Below are 18,924 nucleotides of genomic sequence, written 5' to 3' on the forward strand. Positions count from 1 at the left end.
TTCTAATTTTCCTCTTCATCAAAAAGACTGCCGATTGTACCGCCGTCATCTTCCGGATCCGGATTGGGGCTTTCTTCGATTTCCGGTTCCTCTTCTATGACTTCCTCTGGTTCCGGGATAGTGATATTGATTGATTTCACTTTATCTTTTGTCAACTGGTTTCCAATAGCCTTGATCCCTTTTACAACTATAAATGCATCCAGATCGACCGTTTCCGGGTCTTTTTGCTTGTCTTTGATCTTCGGAAAAACAATTTCGGCAATAGCTCCAGATTCTGTTGTTACAAATTCTATAAATGATTTTGGATTTTCGTTTCCGAAGAATGACTGGATGTTGGTTGTTGCTTCCAAAAGAAAACGTTTAACAAAATATTTGTCTTTTTCGCCATCAAAATAGATGCAGGTAATTGGCTGCTCCGGTTTCCATTTTTCCAGAATCAGATAATCATCATCGAAACGGTTCATCAAATCGAAAGAGACTAATTTGGCTTCCCCCTGAGAACTGATTGTCAATATTTTATCATCACCTTTGAAGCTCCCGAGTAGAGTTCCGCGTCCATCAGCATTGAGACGTCTTACAGAATCATCGAACCATATTTTTCTCGGAGCCAGGGTTGAGACGCCTTCTTCTTTCATATCCACTTTTTTCACGGCATATTTGGTAACGAGATTACCTTTGGAATCACGTCCCTTGATTGCCAGCTCAGAAAATCCGATATCGATTTTATTCTTTCTGACTCTTGCATTGGGTTTCAGAATCACAGAAACGACTTCCGCTTCACCATTCGGGTTCGCAGAGAAATAAAGCATTTCTGATCCTTTTTTGTCAGAAGCCAGTTTATAATCCGTATTTCTCGTGACGCCGGTTACAGAGAAACGCTTCATGTAATAAGGACCTTCACGTCCCTCGCGGTAAATCATATTATAAACGGTGCGTTTGTCATTCTTTTTCCAAACTGCAACATGCTCAATATTCTTGCCGATGAAAGTTTTTGCTTCCACTTTTACAACCTTCATGGTTCCATCTTTTTGGAACGTAATGATATCGTCGATGTCCGAGCAGTCAAACAGATATTCGTCTTTTTTGAGAGAAGTCCCGATAAAGCCTTCTTCTCTGTTGACATAGAATTTTTCATTGGCAACAGCAACTTTGGTTGCATCAATGGTATCAAAAATCCTCAGTTCGGTTTTTCTTTCTTTCCCTTTTCCGTATTTTTTCTGAATATTGGTATAATAATCTATAGCATAAGTAATCAGATTTTCCAGATGATATTTAACCTGTTCGATCTTCCCTTCCAATGCGAGGATATTTTCTTTGAACTTATCCAGATCGAAACGGGAAATCCTTTTGATACGGATCTCCGTCAACCTTACAATATCTTCCTCCGTAACAGCTCTCAACAGATGTTTTATATGCGGTTTCAGGCCTTCGTCAATCGTTTTGATGACCTCATCCCACGACTTTACTTCTTCGATATCGTGATAGATTCTGTTCTCTATAAAAATCCTTTCAAGGGAAGAAAAATGCCAGCTTTCCTGCAACTCATGAAGTTCGATTTCCAGTTCTTTTTTCAGAAGAGAAACCGTATGATCCGTGTTATGTTTCAGGATATCAGAAACGGATAAAAACATTGGTTTGTCACCAACAATCACACAGGCGTTGGGCGAAATCGGAACTTCACAATCTGTGAAAGCATAAAGTGCGTCGATGGTTTTATCCGGAGAAACATCGGGGTGAAGATGGATATTGATTTCAACAGCATCCGATGTGTTGTCCTCGATTTTTTTTATTTTAATCTTGCCTCTTTCATTGGCTTTCAGAATACTGTCGATCAAATCGCTGGTATTCTTCGAAAAAGGAAGTTCAGTAATTGTTAGTGTATGCTTGTCTTTTTGGGAAATCCTTGCTCTTGCACGGATTTTTCCGCCTCTTTTTCCATCATTATATGCAGAGACATCCAACATCCCGGCAGTCAGAAAATCAGGAAATATTTCGAATTTTTTTCCTTTGAGATGAAGAATAGATGCGGTAATCAGCTCATTGAAATTATGAGGCATAATCTTGGTAGAGAGTCCAACCCCGATTCCTTCGACACCTTGGGCGAGCAACAATGGAAATTTAACCGGAAGATCAACCGGTTCATTGTTCCGTCCATCATAGGACTTGGTCCAGTGAGTAGTTTTCGGATTGAAAACCACATCCAGAGCAAACGGTGTAAGCCTGGCTTCAATATATCTTGCTGCTGCTGCGGAATCGCCGGTATAGATATTCCCCCAGTTTCCCTGGGTATCAATCAGTAATTCTTTTTGCCCGATCTGAACCATCGCATCTGTAATGGAAGCATCACCATGCGGATGGTATTTCATCGTATTTCCAACGATATTCGCAACTTTGTTATAGCGACCGTCTTCCAGCTCACGCATAGAATGCATAATCCTGCGCTGAACCGGCTTGAATCCGTCAAAAATAGACGGAATTGCTCTATCTAAAATAACATAAGATGCATAATCCAGAAACCAGTCCTTGTATAATCCGGAAACCTTTTTCAGGCTTTCTTCGTGATGTGTGCTTTCTTCCATTAATCTGACGCTGTATTATCGTTGTGCCCAATTTCCAAATTGGCTTTTACCACTTTATTCAATGAAAATTTCAAATCTTTTATTTGTTTTCTGGTGAGATAGGTAATATCATATTTTAAAATAATCACGCGGTTTTTTTTGCTGGTTATATAAATGTATAATCTCTTGAAAATAAAGCCATTTATGATATTAAACTTTACCAGTTTATATTTTGGAAATTCATCTTTTGCATTTTTTTTTGAGAATATATACAAAATATGGCTATTCCTGAAATTGAGTGCTTCTCCGTCACTATCATATTCAAAAAGAGGTTTACCCATGACATAAAGAGGGATAAGAAGCAATACCGGAATCAGGAGTAAAATCCAGGCTTTGTTTCCCAGAACATCAAACTTACTGATCTCCATGAGGTAACCAATTACACCCAGGATAAAAATAATTCCTACTATCGTGTAAACAAAAGTAATAACCGGAGTGTTATTTTTATTACTTAATCTCATTTTATGTTTTTACTTTGGGAAATTAAACATCAACTTCCCGGATCGCCTCTTTTTTATCTATGTCGGTATCTTCTACCACCAGATTGTCCAATATGAACAATTGTCTGTCCGGTGTATTTTTCCCCATATAAAATTCCAGAAGTTGTTCTATCGTCTGGTCTTTCCCGACTACAACAGGTTCTAATCTGATATCCTTTCCAATAAAATGTTTGAACTCGTCCGGGGAAATCTCTCCTAATCCTTTGAATCGCGTAATTTCCGGATTTTTCCCCAATTCATTTAGTGCTTTCAACCGTTCAGCATCTGAGTAACAATATCTTGTTTCTTTCTTGTTTCTGACACGGAAAAGTGGTGTTTGAAGGATATACAAATGTCCGTTTTTTATAAGATCAGGAAAAAACTGAAGGAAAAAAGTAATCATCAATAACCTTATATGCATCCCGTCCACATCCGCATCTGTAGCGATCACGACATGATTGTAACGCAGATCCTCCAGACTCTCTTCGATGTTGAGTGCAGCCTGCAAAAGATTGAATTCTTCATTTTCATAAACCACTTTCTTCGTGAGCCCATAACAGTTCAGAGGTTTTCCTTTCAAAGAAAAAACAGCTTGTGTTTCCACATCTCTGGACTTTGTAATGGAACCGGAAGCAGAATCACCTTCCGTAATAAAGATCATTGTTTCTGATTTTCTTGCAGCTTTCTGATCATTGTAATGATGCCTGCAGTCCCTCAGTTTTTTATTATGCAACGATACTTTTTTAGCACGTTCTCGAGCCAGTTTCTGGATTCCGGAAAGCTCTTTTCTCTCTCTTTCCGAGATCATGATCTTCCTCAGGATTGCTTCTGCAACCTCCGGGTTTTTGTGAAGAAAATTATCCAGTTTGTTTTTCAGAAAATCGATAATGAAAGTTCTGACAGTAACGCCGCCAGGTTCGATCTCATTCGATCCTAATTTTGTCTTGGTCTGAGATTCAAAAACAGGTTCAATAACTTTCACGGAAACGGCAGCGATAATTGATTTTCGTATATCAGCCGCTTCAAAATTTTTATTATAGAATTCTCTTATCGTCTTCACAAAAGCTTCACGAAAAGCATTCAGGTGTGTTCCGCCCTGTGTTGTGTTCTGCCCGTTAACAAAAGAAAAATAAGTTTCTGTCTGGGATTTGTCAGAATGGGTTATGGCAACCTCAATGTCTTCATCCTTCAGATGAATGATGGGATAAAGAATGTCACTTTCCAGCTCTTCTTCCAAAAGATCTCTCAATCCGTTCTCAGAATAGAATTTTTCACCATTGAAAACGATGGTCAGTCCAGGATTGAGATAAGCATAATTCCGCAGCATCCTTTCCACATATTCTTTCCGGAATTTGAAATTCAGGAAAATGTCTTCATCGGGAACAAAGCTGATTTCCGTGCCGTTTCTGTCAGAAGAATCGGCTTCCGGATAATCCGTTTTGATGACGCCCCTGGAGAATTCTGCCATTTTCACTCGGCCTTCCCGTACAGATTTTACACGGAAAAACCCGGATAAGGCATTGACTGCTTTGGTACCGACACCATTCAGACCAACCGATTTTTTAAAAGCTTTGCTGTCGTATTTCCCTCCGGTATTCATTTTGGAAACTGCATCAACCACTTTCCCCAACGGAATTCCACGTCCAAAATCACGGATCGTAACTTTTCCTTCATCCATTTTGATCTCGATGCGTTTTCCGGCTTTCATCACGAATTCATCAATCGAGTTGTCGATGATCTCTTTGAGGAGAATATATATCCCGTCATCCGCAGAAGAACCGTCGCCCAGTTTCCCGATGTACATCCCGGGACGAAGCCTGATATGCTCCTGCCAGTCGAGTGTACGGATATTGTCTTCGGAATAATTTACAGGATTAATTTCGCTCATATATTTTGAATTTCTAAAAACGTTGAAACCGCTAAGAATCGATAACTCACAAATTTAACGAAATGAAATTTAATTTGAAAGTTTTGAGAATTTATTTTAACCGATATTGCTAAATATTTATTAACAAAAAAAGCCAGACGACTGTCCGGCTTCATTTTTAATTTTGAATAAACTTAAAACATAAAGTCGAAAAGCTTATTTTTTAATAATTTTCTTAGATAGAATCTGTGAAGTGGTATGAATATTCAGAATATACTGACCGGAAGGGAGTTTTCTTACATCAGCTTCAGGCGTCTGATTTTCCAAAACCATTTTTCCATTCATATCATACAGTCTGATTTTTTTGAAATCTTCTACTCCTTTTACCCGGATCATATCTGAAGCAGGATTTGGATAAACATGGATTTCGGATGCATTAAAATCCGAAACAGCCAAGTTCATATCCTCCAAAACCTGAATATTATCGATGATCAGAACCAAAAGATCCGTACAGTTATAATGTCTGAAGACAACCTGAACATCCTGACCCGCAAAATCAGAAATATCCACAGTCACATGTTTGGCTTCATCCATATATCCCGCATCCAGTGTCTCTTCAAAAACCGGCGTTTCCGTTCCTGTAAAAGTAGAATTTGCCGGGATTACATAAACCGCATAATGCTCCTGAAAAACGACATCATCAAAAGCACCGACATCAAACTTCAGACTTAACTTTTTTTCTGAGTTGTCTGGTAAGGAGATTACCGGACTTGTCAAAGTATTATCCGGAGTGAACGCTTCCAAAAACCAGGACCATGATGTAGCATAATATCCCGTGAAAGCATCAATAGAACTGTCATCAAACTCCCATTTCTCACCGTCGCCGTCTCTATCTGTATTGGTCCACGAGTTCCGTCCAGTTTCTGTTTCAAAATCTTCTTTGAAAACAACAATCTGAGCTGATACGGACAAGCCCGTTAATAATAAAGATGCAAATAGTAATTTTTTAAGCATATAATTTTATATTTAAATTTCCGGCTAAAATAAATAAAAAAACGCCTTCATCTCTGAAAGCGTTTCTGAATATTTTTTAAATGTTACTTAAACATTGAATCTGAAATGCATGATATCACCATCCTGAACGACATACTCCTTCCCTTCAACAGAAAGTTTCCCGGCTTCTTTTACTTTAGCTTCGGAGCCATAAGTCATATAATCATTATATTTAATAACTTCTGCACGGATAAATCCTTTCTCAAAATCTGTGTGAATAACTCCAGCTGCCTGTGGCGCAGTCCAACCCTGCCCAATGGTCCAGGCTCTGACTTCCTTGACACCAGCTGTGAAATAGGTCTGTAATTTCAGAAGATCATACGCTTTTCTGATCAGTCGGTTTACACCCGGCTCTTCCAGCCCAAGCTCTTCCAGGAACATCTGTCTTTCTTCGAAAGTTTCCAGCTCATTGATGTCAGCTTCGATCTGAGCGGCTAAAACAACAACTTCAGCATTTTCGGATTTTGCCATTTCTTCGATTTTCCCAATCCAGGCATTTCCGTTTTTAATAGAATTTTCATCAACATTACAAACATAAAGCACAGGCTTGTTGGTCAATAACTGAACTTCTCCGATAATCGACTTTGTAAAATCATCTGTCGGAAACTCTCTGGCATTTTTCCCGTCTTCTACAAATTTCTGTAAGTTTTGTAAAGTTTCGTAAGTTAAGATATCTTCCTTTTTCCCGGATTTGATGAATTTTTTAGCTTTATCAACCGCTTTTCCTATTGTTTCCAAATCTTTCAGCTGCAACTCAATATCGATAATTTCTTTGTCTCTCATCGGGTCAACAGAGCCTTCTACATGAATAATGTTCCCATTATCAAAACATCTCAAAACATGGATGATCGCTTCACATTCGCGGATATTTGCCAAAAACTGATTCCCAAGACCTTCTCCTTTACTTGCGCCTTTTACCAAACCGGCGATATCTACAATCTCTACGACTGCAGGCAATACACGTTCAGGATTTACGATTTTTTCTAATTCGAAAAGTCGCGGATCCGGAACAGAAACCGTTCCCAGATTGGGCTCGATTGTACAAAACGGATAGTTTGCAGACTGTGCCTTTGCATTGCTAAGACAATTAAAAAGAGTTGACTTTCCTACATTCGGAAGACCTACGATGCCACATTTCATATATATCGGGTTTAAGGTTTTTTTAGTTTAAGATTAAAAAAATATTGAATTTTAAATATTAAACTTTTAGCGTGCAAAGATACTGATTTTGTATTTGAATTCTCTACTTTTACAACCTTAATTATGAGCAGAAAAAAACGCGAATATCTTTCTTCCGAACTGATGAATTCTTTTGCAAAGATCTATGGTTTTGAAGACAAGCTGAAAGCTTTTGAGATCAGAGATTTTCTTGAGGATTATCTTTCAGATGATCTTTTTTCGGAGATTGACACCATCAATCTCAAGGAAAGGGTTTTGGTTTTACGGATAAAATCACCGCTTCTGAAAAATGATTTCCGGATGAGAAAAACATTTTTCCTGAAAAAATTCCGGGAAGTACTGAAAGATGAATCGCTGATTAATGACCTTCTGATTTTGTAGAAATATCCTGGATCATTTTTTTACTTTTCTCATCCAGCATTGATCTCAACGGAAAGAAAAAACGGAATGGATTTTTAACAAAATACCTGAAAATTTCTCTGAAAATCTCCTTCGCCTCATTCAGCTCCACTTTTCTGGAACGGAATGCCAATAGCATTGACAGGCCGAAACTGACGATGAAATTAAAAAAGCCAATGATAAAAACCGTGGTGAAGGAAATCCAAAACGTGTAAGAAGTGACCACAAAATCTTTACCATAAAGTCCCAGAGCAAAATTACCTGCTGCAAAAGTGATATGACGGATGTCCAGATCCAGACCCAGGAATAATCCAATCGGTGCGGTTGCTCCCAGAAAGACCCCAAACCAAAAATTGGAAACTATGCCAGCCCAGTTTTTGGAATAGTAAAGAGAAAGCTGCATTGCAATTCTCTGTCCGAAGAAATAATTGATAAAAGGATTTTTAGCAATTCTTTTCGGAATCTGATAAAAAACCGAATTATTCCCGATATTTCCTGAAATGACACCAGAAATAAACAGAAAAACACCTGCAATAGATGCATGCAAAATAGCTTTGGACTGAAACGGATCCAGATCATACAACAGCTTGCCGGATTTTTCGAAAGCGAAATTCTGTTTAAAAAGAATTTCCAATCCGTAGATGATGGCCAGTGAAACAGGAAATGACAGCAAAACATTTCCTACAAATGCGATGAACTGGGAACGGAATAATTGTGAAACCACATGTGCAAATTCCCTGTATATACTTCTGTTATTACCTTCTGACAATACCTTTGCCATTGTTGCTGCGGTCATTGCCGGCTGTTTTGTCGCCAGCGTGAACCGCATCAGATAAATCATCACAAATCCCATTGCGTAGTTGAAGGAAAACAGCATTGCGTGTGCAAAATCACTTGCGGGAATATAGCTGTAAAGCATTTTCAGTACACAAAGCGCTCCCACAATCACTCCTCCTCCGGACGCTTTCCAAAACATCGTCATATAGGATTTGAATGTCGAAGTGATATAGTGTGTCCCGACTTCTGCCGTGTGATTGGTAATAAGATGCGACATCAGCCTGGTACTGTCTGCGACCAGATCACGCAGGTTATTTTTATGAGATTTGTATTTCAGAATATTGAAAAACAATTGTTTGGAATTGATGAGGTAATCCGCCTCTTCATCGATCACAAATAGTTTAATAATATCAGACATCCTGTTAAGCTGCTGACGGATCTTGAGCAGCGACTGGTTGGTTTTGCTGGAAATCCCGTATTTTGAAGAATTTTTGAATGCAATATTTACAAAATCAAGACATTGTTCCAGATAGACTTTTGTCTGTTTATATATTTCGTCCGAGGAAGAAAGTTTAAAGTCTTTGTCATTTTTGAAGTTGGCATTCAGTATATCCAGTTCATTTTGCAACGCCAGAAAGGGATTGTCAAAATTTTTATATTCAGGCGCCATTTTCATAACTTCCACATCCAGCGCATTACCTATGACACGCCAGGCCAGGATATTGAGCGAAAAAAGCAGTTCTTTTTTGACCTGGATTTTATCAATAAATCTGTCAATCCTCAACAGCCGAAACAGTTCATCAACTTTATCTTCCGGTGAATTCTGAAAAAATTCCAGGTCTTTTTTGGGCGTAACAAGAACGTTATCTACAAGATACCAGACAGTTTTTTCATTTTCTATCGGTGGGAGCACTTTATTCAGCAATCTCTTTTTGAATTCCGGGAAGAAAGCGTTTTCAGAAAGAATATCAGCCTCGGTCAAAGAAAGATTGAATGAGCGGTCTTCAAAAACATTCCTGATATAGACCATCAGATTTTCCCTGATATGGGAGTTATCTTTGAGATAAGCCGTGAAAACACCGAGATCTTCTCTTTTCAGGCTCATGATAATTTCGGACAATGGCTCGAGAGACAAGGTTTCATTCTCCTCGCTGAAGTATTTTTTCAGAACAATGCTAAAACTGTCTTTTCTGAGTAACCTAATCGCCATATTACTACAAAAGTAATTATTTCAGAACAATATTGTTCATCTGTCTCATAATCCAGTTGTGTTTTTTTCTTAGATAAGGGCTTGGATTTTTGGGATCATATTTTTTCGGGTTTGGCAAAACGGCAGCAATCCATGCCGCTTCACTTTTGGTCATATCTTTTGCCGGCTTATTAAAATAATAATTTGAAGCTGCTTCTACACCAAAAACGCCCTGTCCCATCTCGATAGAATTCAGGTATCTTTCGAGGATAATATCCTTTCCCCAGATTTTTTCTATAATGAAGGTATAAATCGCTTCCAGTCCTTTTCTGATCCAGCTTCTCCCCTGCCAAAGAAAGATATTTTTTGCCGTCTGCTGAGAGATTGTACTTCCCCCTCTTACAACTTTGCCCTTTTTATCATTTTTTTTCATGGCTTTTTCGATCTGTTTATAATCGAAGCCATTATGAGAATAGAACAACTGGTCTTCTGATGCAATAACCGCTTTTTTAACATTATTCCCCATCTCATCATACGGGATATAATCCCGCTGTAGCTTGCCATATTTTATCAGACCGCCCAATTGTGTAAAAGTAATAGGCGGATTAAAGAATATCCCGAAAATAATAAAAAGTATGTTTGCTAAAACAAGAATCAGAAATAGCTTCTTAATAAACTTCCACATTGCAACAATTTTCAGCGAAAATAAAACAAAAAATTCATCTTACCGATTTATCAGCTATAGAAATATCATAATCAGAATAAAAATTTTTGCATAAAAAAACTCACAACCAAAATGATTGTGAGTTAAGTGAGCGCGAAAGGATTCGAACCTTTGACCGTCTGCTTAGAAGGCAGATGCTCTATCCAGCTGAGCTACGCACCCTAAAGGCTTTTAAAAGAAAAATTCCCGAAGGAATTTTGAATAATGTCGGGGCGGCAGGATTCGAACCTGCGACCTCCTGGTCCCAAACCAGGCGCGATGACCGGACTACGCTACGCCCCGAAGATTTTCTAATGCGGAGGGTAAGGGATTCGAACCCTTGCGACCCTTTCGGGTCGACAGTTTAGCAAACTGCTCCATTAACCACTCTGGCAACCCTCCTTTTTAGAAATATTTTTATGATCGTTATCTGCTCAATTGCGAGTGCAAATATAGAACAGTTTTCCTTATCTACCAAAAAAAATTATTGATTTTTTTTCATATTTTTGAATCAAAATAAACTGCAAACACTGACTACTATGCGTAATTCATTATATCTCACAGCCTTAGGAATCTTAATCATTTCCTGTGGTTCACAGCAAAAAACTGTAAAAAATAAAACATCCGCAATTCCGAATCCGCCAAAACCTGTCGTCACTATTAAAAAACCCCAGATAAAAGAGGATGAAGGCGAATATTACAAAGTCAACATTGCAGATATCGCCAAGAATGATAACACGATTAGCTTTGGCTCCATTGTCAGTGCAGATCCTGCTGGATATAAAATTACTAAAAATTATTTTCCGGCAATAGGACAGAATTTCCGACAACGATATGTGATCCTTCATTATACTGTTCTGAACGATGAAAAATCCATTTCGACGCTAACGCAGCAATCAGTCAGTGCACATTATCTTGTAAGTACGCTTCCGGATAAGGAAATCTATCAGATCGTTGATGAAAATAAAAGGGCATACCATGCTGGTGTCAGTTTCTGGAGAAAAGATCAGCAGCTGAATGATACATCTATCGGAATAGAAATCGTAAATATGGGTTACACGACAGATTCTTTGAACAACCGTGTTTTTTATCCTTATCCCGAAGAGCAATTCAAGAAAGTGGCGGCTTTGGTAAAAGATATCGTGATGCGGTATAATATTCCTCCAACAAACATTCTGGCCCATTCTGACATTGCACCGACGAGAAAACAGGATCCTGGTCCTCTTTTCCCGTGGAAAAGGCTTTATGATGAGTATCAGATCGGGATGTGGTATGATGGAGCTACCAAGCAGAGTTTTCTGGACCAAATACTTACAGGCAATGAAATCACTTTGCAATACAACAATCCTGAATTTGTATCAAAAATCCAGCAGCAATTGGTTCAGTTTGGCTATGCCTTAACAGTAAATGGGGTTTGGGACAAGACGACAAAACAGACCTTGGAAGCATTCCAGTTTCACTTCAGACCAACGAATTACAGTGGAATTCTGGATGCGGAAACTTGGGCTATTTTACAGGCTCTTATCCAGAAATACCCGCAGAAATAAAACTTCAGGATATGAAGTTAAATTAGTAGTTCAATTGTCACTTAGGTTTGGATAATCTCCATATATTTGAGGGTCTGATACAAGAATGATGAAAGAAATCATTGATTATATACAAACAATTGAACATGGGTTTAAGCACATTATTGAAGCCGGTGACACAATTTTAAAAGATCATACACAAAATCATTTTGAACTTGCTGTCGGTTTTCTGGATGATGAAAGTTATCAGGTTAGAATGCTTTCCACTTACATGTTGGGACAGCTTTCTATAAAGGATCTACGCGCTATGAAAGTTCTCGAAACCCGTATTCCGGAAGATCCGAACTGGCGGGTGCAGGAAATGCTTGCCAAGGCTTTTGATCATTACTGCAATGTTTTGGGCTATGAAAACAGTCTTCCAAAAATACAAAACTGGCTCTCCAGTCCTAATCCTAATATCAAAAGAGCAGTTATCGAAGGATTACGTATCTGGACATCAAGACCTTATTTTAAAGAACATCCTAAAGCAGCCATTGACCTCATCAGCAACTACAGATCTGATGACAGTGAATATCTGAGAAAATCCGTTGGAAATGCCCTGCATGATATCGGCAAAAAATATCCAGACAAAATATCCGAAGAACTTTCAACCTGGGATCTTGAAAATAAAAAAACCTTATTTACTTATAAACTCGCAAAAAGTAAAGAATCCAAACAATAATTATAGTTTTTAATTAAATGCAAAAAAAGAGAAAATTAATTCATATCTCCAAATCTCGTTATACTTTTCTCGGCGAGAACAAAACAATCAATCAGCCCTGCTTTTTCCATCGAATTTTAAATTTCTTCCCTCTGTTTTAACTTTTCTATTCCCAAAAATATAACTCAGCAAAAACGTCAAAATAGTTATTGAAAAAATGGGTGAAATTCTGATAATCCATAAAGAACTGATTGTTTTATCTTTCCTTAATGCGACAATATTCTGAATATCAAAGCTGGAGATGTTTCCCTTTATCGAAGCCACATCCCCTATGATGCTATAGAATTTGAACAATTAAAAATCAGCTGGTTTGATTTCCTTTCAAAATTTTTTTTTACATCTTATAAAGTCAGATGGCATCCCCGCAATGCAAGGAAATGAAATTCTAATTCCCAATGATAAACTCACCCTTCTCGCGGACGACTTGATTCCCCCATTTGGTTATTGATTCTAAAATCGGGACAAAACTACTGCCTAAATCGGTCAAACTGTAAATGACCTTGATTGGTGGTTTTTTACCATAGACCTTTCTTGACACCAAGCCGTCTCTCTCCAATTGTTTCAACTGCAGACTCAGGGTCATTTCAGTAACTGACGGTATTTCTTTACGGAGTTCATTGTATCTTTTCGGCTCATCTTTCAGATGATAAAGAATAACCGCTTTCCATTTTCCGCCAACAAGATCCATCGTAAGACTGACTGTACAGGGATAAGTTTTTCTATTTAGCCTTACAGCGTCGCCAATGCATTCGTATTTCATTTTATACTTTTTAACCTATCTGTTTGGATAGTTATTGTCTATGCAATTTACTAAAAATACTTTTGCAACTAAAATAATTATAGTATGGCATTGATCATTTTAGCACATCCCGCTTATGAAACGTCTGTTGCAAACAAAACAGTCATTGAAGAATTGCTGAAAAGTAATTTAGACCTTGAGATCAGAAACATCCACGAAATGTACCCAGATTACAAAATTGATGTAAAAGCAGAACAGGAAACACTTTTAAGACATCAGACCATCATTTTTCAATATCCATTTTACTGGTATAACATGCCGGCAATTCTGAAACATTGGTTTGATTTGGTATTCGAATATCAATTTGCATACGGTTCCGACGGTGACAAACTGAAAGGTAAAAATTTTGTTCCAAGCTTTACGGTAGGCTCATCGGAAAGCAGTTATAATGTTCTGGGGTTTCAGCATTTCCGGATTTATGAGTTTTGTAAAAACCTTGAGCAGACAGCTTTATTTTCTCAGATGAATTACATTGATCCCATTTATTTCCATGGAACCTCTTTGGCGGCTGGCTATTCAGCAGAAGAAATCAGAAAGTATGCAAAAAGGCACGCTGAAAAGCTGCTATACCGATTGTTGGAATTAGAGAACAGGAATAAAAATCCACTTTAATGATAAAACGGGAGCATTTGGATGCTCCCGTTTTTAATAAATATCGTATAAATTTATTTTCTAAAATCCCTTTCATTCAAATCGGTACTGATTTGTTCCGTAGTAACATCAATTTTTTTGTGATGCAAAATGTATCGAGACACAAAATGGCTTACAAAATTTTACAGAACTGTTACTGTTAGCATTAAAAAGGCTTACAATGGTTTTAAATCTTTAATCTCAGCCTTATTGTTCACAGGTACAATACTGATAGCATAACCGCCGCCAGGTACAGATAATTGCTCTAATTTTGACTTATTGGTTACCAAGACTTTACGGATGCTGTAAGCCTGAGTATTGTGAAGATAATCTGCATCTTTTGCATCGGAGTAAATGGTTGCAATGTACTGTTTTCCTTTGTCCAGGAAATCGAAAGTGATTTTTGAAATGAACGGTCTGTAACCTGCCACATTCCCTACGAACCATTTGTCGCTACCTTTAGCTTTCCTTGCTACCGTAATATATTGTCCTGGTTCTGCCTCAAGATATTTACTGTCGTCCCAATCCACTGCAACATCTTTGATGAACTGAAAAGCGTCCTGGAATTTTTCATAATTCTCTGGAAAATCAGCTGCCATTTGAAGCGGACTATACATCGTTACATACAGTGCCAACTGGTTAGCAATCGTCGCATTCACGTGAGAGCCATTGGTTACATCCATCTCGAAGATTCCAGGCGTGTAATCCATTGGGCCGCCAATCAATCTTGTGAATGGTAATAACGTCACATGGTTTGGATTGTTTCTTTCCTTCCCGAACGCCTGATATTCCGTTCCTCTTGCAGACTCGTTTCCGATAAGATTAGGATAAGTTCTTGCAATTCCTGTTGGACGTACAGCTTCGTGCGCATTCACCATAATTTTATAACCTGCGGCTTTTTCTACTGCATATTGGTAATGGTTGTTCGTCCATTGGCTGTAATGCGTCTCACCAAGCGGTAGAATGCTTCCTACATAACCACTTTTCACAGCATCATAACCGTACTTGTTCATCAATTTGTAGGCTTCGTCCATATGACGCTCGTAGTTTCTTATTGAAGCAGAAGTCTCGTGATGCATTATTAATTTTACTCCTTTGGAATGAGCATAAGCATTAAGTGCAGCTATATCGAAATCCGGATAAGGCGTCACAAAATCAAAAACATAATCTTTGTCATTCCCAAACCAATCTTCCCAGCCGGTGTTCCAGCCTTCTACCAAAACCGCATCGAAGCCATTGGTTGCTGCAAAATCAATGTATCTTTTTACGTTGGCGTTGTTTGCACCATGTTTTCCATTAGGTTTAGCCCTGCTGTAATCGGTAGCGCCCAATTGTACCGATGGAAATTCATCGGTATATGACCAAGTGCTTTTCCCTGAAATCATTTCCCACCAGACACCTACATACTTAGTCGGTTTGATCCATGAAGTGTCGGTAATTTTACTTGGCTCATTAAGATTGTATGTCATTTTGGAAGCGAGAATGTTTCTTGCATCATCACTTACGATAATTGTTCTCCAAGGTGTGTGACGCGGTGCCTGCATTTTGCCTTTATCACCATGAGAATCGGGTGTCAACCAGGACTCAAATACCATATTGTTGTCATCAAGATTAAGATGCATACAAGAATAATCAATTAAAGCGGCTTCGTGCAGATTGATATAAATGCCATCTTGCGTTTTCATCATGAGGGATGTCTGAACCCCTGTTGGCGAAAACGAGGTCTGGGAAACATTTCCTTTTTCATAGGACTTTGACATCAAGCCTCTGATTTCTGATAATTTTGAGGTCGTGTAGTTGTACTCCTGTGTATCGTAATCACCAGGAATCCAATATGCCGTGTGGTCGCCTGTCATTGCGAACTGCGTTCGTTCTTCCTTTATCGTGAAATAAACCAGATTTTTTTGCTGCGGAAACTCGTAACGGAAACCTAACCCGTCATTGAACAAACGGAAACGGATGTCCATCAGACGGTTCGTCTCATTTTGTTTCAGGCTTATCAAAATCTCGTTGTAATGGTTGCGGATCGTTTTGGTTTCGCCCCAAACCGGATTCCAGGTTTCATCAAAGGTAGCTGTTGTAAAACCCGCCACTTCAAAATTGCTGAACAATGAATTTTGAGAATCGTTTTGAGGCACGTCTTTGTATTTCAGTTCCAATCCTAAATGGCTGGGTTTGATGACCTCTTTATTTTTATAAATCAGTTTATATGTGGGATAACCACCGTCCTGAACAGAAAAATCCATTATAAACTTTCCATCAGGCGATTTTAACCGTTGTGCAAAAATCAGGTTTGCAAAACTTAATGCTATAAGCAAAAACAACTTCTTCATTCTACTAATTCTTATTGATTTTAATATTAATATTCTTCCTTAAATCCTGTGTTTTTACCAGAATTTTATTTCCTTTATCGTCCCAGCTCCATTGGTTGCCCCGTAAGTGGTTCTCTGTACCGAAAGATTCCAATGGAACAAAATCAGCGTCTTTACCATCAATCAGTACCGATTTTGGTCTGGCTTCAGCTAAAAGGCTTAATATGAAATTTCTATTATCGGATTGGTTGAAACCCTTATCCTGAGGTCTTATCTCTATAATATAAGCATGGGATAAAGTGGTACATACAATGTTGGTCAATGAGTAAATATCTTTCAAATAATCCTGATTTTCCCCCTCATCTTCGTACAGTGTAAAACTGGCTTTTTCATCTTCATAATTTGGAAAAATATGGAAGGTCACCGGATAGTCTTTTTTCTCGTGGATGTATTGCATCACAGGCATCATTGGTATAATTGAACCTTTTTTCACAAAAATCGGAATGGTATTCAGCGGTGCTTTGTAAGGCAGTTTTTCCCCACCGAGATATTCAGTTTTTTTATCGTTGAAATCGATCCATTCTCCTTCAGGAAAATAAACCCGTTTTACACGCTCGCCTTTTCTCAGGACCGGCGCCACGAGAATCTCTTCTCCGAACATAAACTGATTATCAATTTTAGAAGCTTCAGGATCTTTCGGATATTCCATGAATAAACCTCTGGTAATTGGCAACCCTGTATCGTGGGCTTTTCTTGAATAGGTGTACAGATATGGAAACAGCTGATATTTCAACTCAATTGCGGATCTGCTATTTTTCTCTGCCACGGCACCAAATTGCCAGGGCTCTACAGCATTATCGCCTTCGTGGTGTGCACGGCTCAGCGGACAGAACACCCCGAACTGCATCCATCTTGTGTAAAGCTCAGCCATAGCAGGATAATCAGTGATGTCTCCACAATATCCGGAGATATCCGTGGTCCAAAAGGGAATGCCACCCAATCCCGCAGAAATTCCCACGGCGACCTGATTTTCCATCTGTGACCACCCGTCCAAGACGTCATTACCGTTCCCGCTGTCATTTGTCCAGCCAAAAGTATAACGCTGCAAGCCTGCATAAGCCGAACGTGTCATCTGGAATATGCGTTTATTTGGATTTCTTTTGTCAAATTGCTCTTTTACGACTTTGTCCCAGGTAAGTCCGAACACATTATGAATCTCACTGTGCATCCCGAGATGGTGTTTCATATTCAGCCGGTCAGTATCTTCTTCATTGCTCCAGGCAGGTTCCCCCATATCCGTCCAAAAACCGCTGACACCATCGTTCAAGGGCTTTTGTTGATATTGCCCCCACCAATCCGCCACCGCAGGAATCGTGAAATCGACAACACCGCAGTTTCCGCCCCACGGCCAGGGCATATCATAGGTTTTATCCGTGCGGGCATCTTTTACAAAATAACCTAGCTTATTTGCTTCGAGATATTGTTGATTGTCCTTTTTAGAAATTACAGGATCCTGAGAAACAATCATCCTGATTCCGGTGGATCTCAGTTTTTTCAGCATTCCTTTGGGATCGGTGTAATGGCCTTTTCGCCATTCAAAATCCTGCAGATTCTGTGTCCATCCGATATCCTGATAAATGATGTCAATCGGAATTTTTCGTTTCCTGAATTCAGCAGCAATCTCCAATGCTTGACTTTCTTTGGTATACAGACCACGGCTTTGTGCAAAACCCAATGCCCATTTGGGAGGCATAATCGGCTGACCGGTAAGCGTGGTATATTGTTTCTGAATATCCTTATAATCTTTTCCAAAAATGAAATAATAGACAAATGCACCATCAGGTGCTTCGAAGGAGTAATAATCTTCGGATTCTGTCCCGAACTTGAATTCGGTTTTGTAGGTGTTATCCAGAAAAATACCGTAATTATAACTGCTCATAAAAAAAGGAATACTTTTGGCAATGGGATCTTCTGTAGTGCTGTAGCAAGGCTTATCACTATTCCACATTTTATAATTTTTTCCTCTTCTGTTCAGGGTTCCGGTTTTCTCGCCCAAACCAAAGAACTGCTCATCATTGCGTAGATTTTTATACGCTTTGATACCTTTGCCATTGACAACATTACCTTTATCAGTATAATCACTATAAATCAGTTTTTGCCATTTGTCAAAGATTTGCAGCTGCATCGGGTTTTTGTTCACTCTGATTCTCAACTTCGATGTGAAAATCTCATAAGCAGACGGTTCATCGTTTACCGAGATATCACCCATATTCTCCAGCTTATCGTTTACAACCGCAAAGGAAGGATTCTGGCGAAAGAATTTGCCCGAGTGATCAAACCAGACTTTTACCACAGAGTTGCTATTGATGGTTAATGATAATTTTGAGCCATCTTTACAGTTGAACACAACTTCATTGGCTCTTTTTGTAAAGGAAACAACCTCGCCTGCGAAAACTAACGAAGAAAAAAATAAGCCTGCAATAAAAAGAAAAAGTTTTTGATTAATTCTCATTTCATTTAAATTTTTTCATTTTTTATGACAATAATTTCTCCGACACTTCCTCTTACTAAAGGGTGTGCCATTTATCTTGAAAATCACACAGCAATACTGCCGTGTGATTTTTGATAAGAAA

Annotated in this window: 14 protein-coding genes and 3 tRNA genes; 4 read left to right on the forward strand and 13 right to left on the reverse strand. The window is 38.7% G+C overall.

All coding sequences use genetic code 11. The features are described from left to right. Positions 1–2 precede the first annotated feature (2 nt). The 5 genes from BUA97_RS13935 to ychF all read right to left on the reverse strand — a co-directional run bounded on the left by BUA97_RS13935 (position 3) and on the right by ychF (position 7,157). Positions 3–2,579 (reverse strand): DNA gyrase/topoisomerase IV subunit A, encoded by a 2,577-nt coding sequence (locus BUA97_RS13935; protein WP_072999295.1) that lies wholly within the window; start codon positions 2,577–2,579, stop codon positions 3–5. Further along, positions 2,579–3,079 (reverse strand): hypothetical protein, encoded by a 501-nt coding sequence (locus tag BUA97_RS13940; RefSeq protein ID WP_072999297.1) that lies wholly within the window; start codon positions 3,077–3,079, stop codon positions 2,579–2,581. Before BUA97_RS13940 ends, BUA97_RS13935 begins: the two co-directional genes overlap by 1 nt. A gap of 22 nt (positions 3,080–3,101) precedes the next feature. Then, entirely contained in the window at positions 3,102–4,985 is a 1,884-nt protein-coding gene (locus tag BUA97_RS13945; protein ID WP_072999299.1) for a DNA topoisomerase IV subunit B, read from the reverse strand. A 195-nt stretch (positions 4,986–5,180) separates the two neighbouring features. Beyond that, positions 5,181–5,978, reverse strand: coding sequence for a T9SS-dependent choice-of-anchor J family protein (locus BUA97_RS13950; RefSeq protein ID WP_084081345.1), 798 nt, complete (start codon positions 5,976–5,978; stop codon positions 5,181–5,183). 87 nt (positions 5,979–6,065) lie between these two features. Further along, positions 6,066–7,157, reverse strand: coding sequence for a redox-regulated ATPase YchF (gene ychF / locus BUA97_RS13955; protein ID WP_072999304.1), 1,092 nt, complete (start codon positions 7,155–7,157; stop codon positions 6,066–6,068). Positions 7,158–7,280: 123 nt separating this feature from the next. Here ychF and BUA97_RS13960 point away from each other — a divergent pair, with 123 nt between their 5' ends. Next, positions 7,281–7,577, forward strand: coding sequence for a hypothetical protein (locus BUA97_RS13960; RefSeq protein ID WP_072999306.1), 297 nt, complete (start codon positions 7,281–7,283; stop codon positions 7,575–7,577). Here the strand turns inward: BUA97_RS13960 and BUA97_RS13965 are convergent. From BUA97_RS13965 to BUA97_RS13985, 5 genes are all read right to left on the reverse strand, one after another. Then, positions 7,555–9,582 (reverse strand): recombinase, encoded by a 2,028-nt coding sequence (locus BUA97_RS13965; RefSeq protein WP_072999308.1) that lies wholly within the window; start codon positions 9,580–9,582, stop codon positions 7,555–7,557. The genes BUA97_RS13960 and BUA97_RS13965 overlap by 23 nt on opposite strands. A gap of 16 nt (positions 9,583–9,598) precedes the next feature. Further along, a complete protein-coding gene (mtgA, locus tag BUA97_RS13970) occupies positions 9,599–10,246 on the reverse strand; it encodes a monofunctional biosynthetic peptidoglycan transglycosylase (RefSeq protein WP_072999311.1) in 648 nt (215 codons plus the stop codon). A 127-nt stretch (positions 10,247–10,373) separates the two neighbouring features. Then, positions 10,374–10,447 (reverse strand) — tRNA-Arg (locus BUA97_RS13975). 45 nt (positions 10,448–10,492) lie between these two features. Then, a tRNA-Pro gene (locus BUA97_RS13980) sits at positions 10,493–10,567 on the reverse strand. A 14-nt stretch (positions 10,568–10,581) separates the two neighbouring features. Then, positions 10,582–10,666, reverse strand: a tRNA-Ser gene (locus BUA97_RS13985). Positions 10,667–10,803: 137 nt separating this feature from the next. Here BUA97_RS13985 and BUA97_RS13990 point away from each other — a divergent pair. Both BUA97_RS13990 and BUA97_RS13995 read left to right on the forward strand, forming a co-directional pair. Next, positions 10,804–11,811 (forward strand): N-acetylmuramoyl-L-alanine amidase, encoded by a 1,008-nt coding sequence (locus tag BUA97_RS13990; protein WP_072999313.1) that lies wholly within the window; start codon positions 10,804–10,806, stop codon positions 11,809–11,811. A gap of 85 nt (positions 11,812–11,896) precedes the next feature. Then, positions 11,897–12,511 carry a HEAT repeat domain-containing protein gene (locus BUA97_RS13995; RefSeq protein WP_245795930.1) on the forward strand — a complete coding sequence of 205 codons (615 nt, stop codon included), beginning with the start codon at positions 11,897–11,899 and terminating at the stop codon, positions 12,509–12,511. A gap of 424 nt (positions 12,512–12,935) precedes the next feature. On the opposite strand, the gene BUA97_RS14005 is transcribed toward BUA97_RS13995, so the two are convergent. After that, positions 12,936–13,310: a winged helix-turn-helix transcriptional regulator gene (locus BUA97_RS14005; protein ID WP_072999317.1), complete on the reverse strand. Its 375-nt coding sequence runs from the start codon at positions 13,308–13,310 to the stop codon at positions 12,936–12,938. Between the two features lie 84 nt (positions 13,311–13,394). On the opposite strand from BUA97_RS14005, the gene BUA97_RS14010 reads away from it, so the two are divergent. Then, a complete protein-coding gene (locus BUA97_RS14010; protein WP_072999319.1) occupies positions 13,395–13,961 on the forward strand; it encodes an NAD(P)H-dependent oxidoreductase in 567 nt (188 codons plus the stop codon). A 194-nt stretch (positions 13,962–14,155) separates the two neighbouring features. Here BUA97_RS14010 and BUA97_RS14015 read toward each other — a convergent pair whose 3' ends face one another. Together BUA97_RS14015 and BUA97_RS14020 are read right to left on the reverse strand one after the other, a co-directional pair. After that, positions 14,156–16,312 (reverse strand): glycoside hydrolase family 97 protein, encoded by a 2,157-nt coding sequence (locus tag BUA97_RS14015; protein ID WP_072999321.1) that lies wholly within the window; start codon positions 16,310–16,312, stop codon positions 14,156–14,158. Between the two features lie 4 nt (positions 16,313–16,316). After that, positions 16,317–18,803 carry a glycoside hydrolase family 31 protein gene (locus BUA97_RS14020; RefSeq protein WP_175546207.1) on the reverse strand — a complete coding sequence of 829 codons (2,487 nt, stop codon included), beginning with the start codon at positions 18,801–18,803 and terminating at the stop codon, positions 16,317–16,319. Between the last annotated feature and the right edge of the window lie 121 nt (positions 18,804–18,924).

It is taken from the genome of Epilithonimonas mollis, assembly GCF_900142325.1.
GTDB lineage: Bacteria > Bacteroidota > Bacteroidia > Flavobacteriales > Weeksellaceae > Epilithonimonas > Epilithonimonas mollis.

Bases quoted from the DNA above. Each gene is read 5' to 3' on its own strand.
- BUA97_RS13935 (WP_072999295.1), bottom strand. From the start codon at position 2,579: ATGGAAGAAAGCACACATCACGAAGAAAGCCTGAAAAAGGTTTCCGGA.
- BUA97_RS13940 (WP_072999297.1), bottom strand. From the start codon at position 3,079: ATGAGATTAAGTAATAAAAATAACACTCCGGTTATTACTTTTGTTTAC.
- BUA97_RS13945 (WP_072999299.1), bottom strand. From the start codon at position 4,985: ATGAGCGAAATTAATCCTGTAAATTATTCCGAAGACAATATCCGTACA.
- BUA97_RS13950 (WP_084081345.1), bottom strand. From the start codon at position 5,978: ATGCTTAAAAAATTACTATTTGCATCTTTATTATTAACGGGCTTGTCC.
- ychF (WP_072999304.1), bottom strand. From the start codon at position 7,157: ATGAAATGTGGCATCGTAGGTCTTCCGAATGTAGGAAAGTCAACTCTT.
- BUA97_RS13960 (WP_072999306.1), top strand. From the start codon at position 7,281: ATGAGCAGAAAAAAACGCGAATATCTTTCTTCCGAACTGATGAATTCT.
- BUA97_RS13965 (WP_072999308.1), bottom strand. From the start codon at position 9,582: ATGGCGATTAGGTTACTCAGAAAAGACAGTTTTAGCATTGTTCTGAAA.
- mtgA (WP_072999311.1), bottom strand. From the start codon at position 10,246: ATGTGGAAGTTTATTAAGAAGCTATTTCTGATTCTTGTTTTAGCAAAC.
- BUA97_RS13990 (WP_072999313.1), top strand. From the start codon at position 10,804: ATGCGTAATTCATTATATCTCACAGCCTTAGGAATCTTAATCATTTCC.
- BUA97_RS13995 (WP_245795930.1), top strand. From the start codon at position 11,897: ATGATGAAAGAAATCATTGATTATATACAAACAATTGAACATGGGTTT.
- BUA97_RS14005 (WP_072999317.1), bottom strand. From the start codon at position 13,310: ATGAAATACGAATGCATTGGCGACGCTGTAAGGCTAAATAGAAAAACT.
- BUA97_RS14010 (WP_072999319.1), top strand. From the start codon at position 13,395: ATGGCATTGATCATTTTAGCACATCCCGCTTATGAAACGTCTGTTGCA.
- BUA97_RS14015 (WP_072999321.1), bottom strand. From the start codon at position 16,312: ATGAAGAAGTTGTTTTTGCTTATAGCATTAAGTTTTGCAAACCTGATT.
- BUA97_RS14020 (WP_175546207.1), bottom strand. From the start codon at position 18,803: ATGAGAATTAATCAAAAACTTTTTCTTTTTATTGCAGGCTTATTTTTT.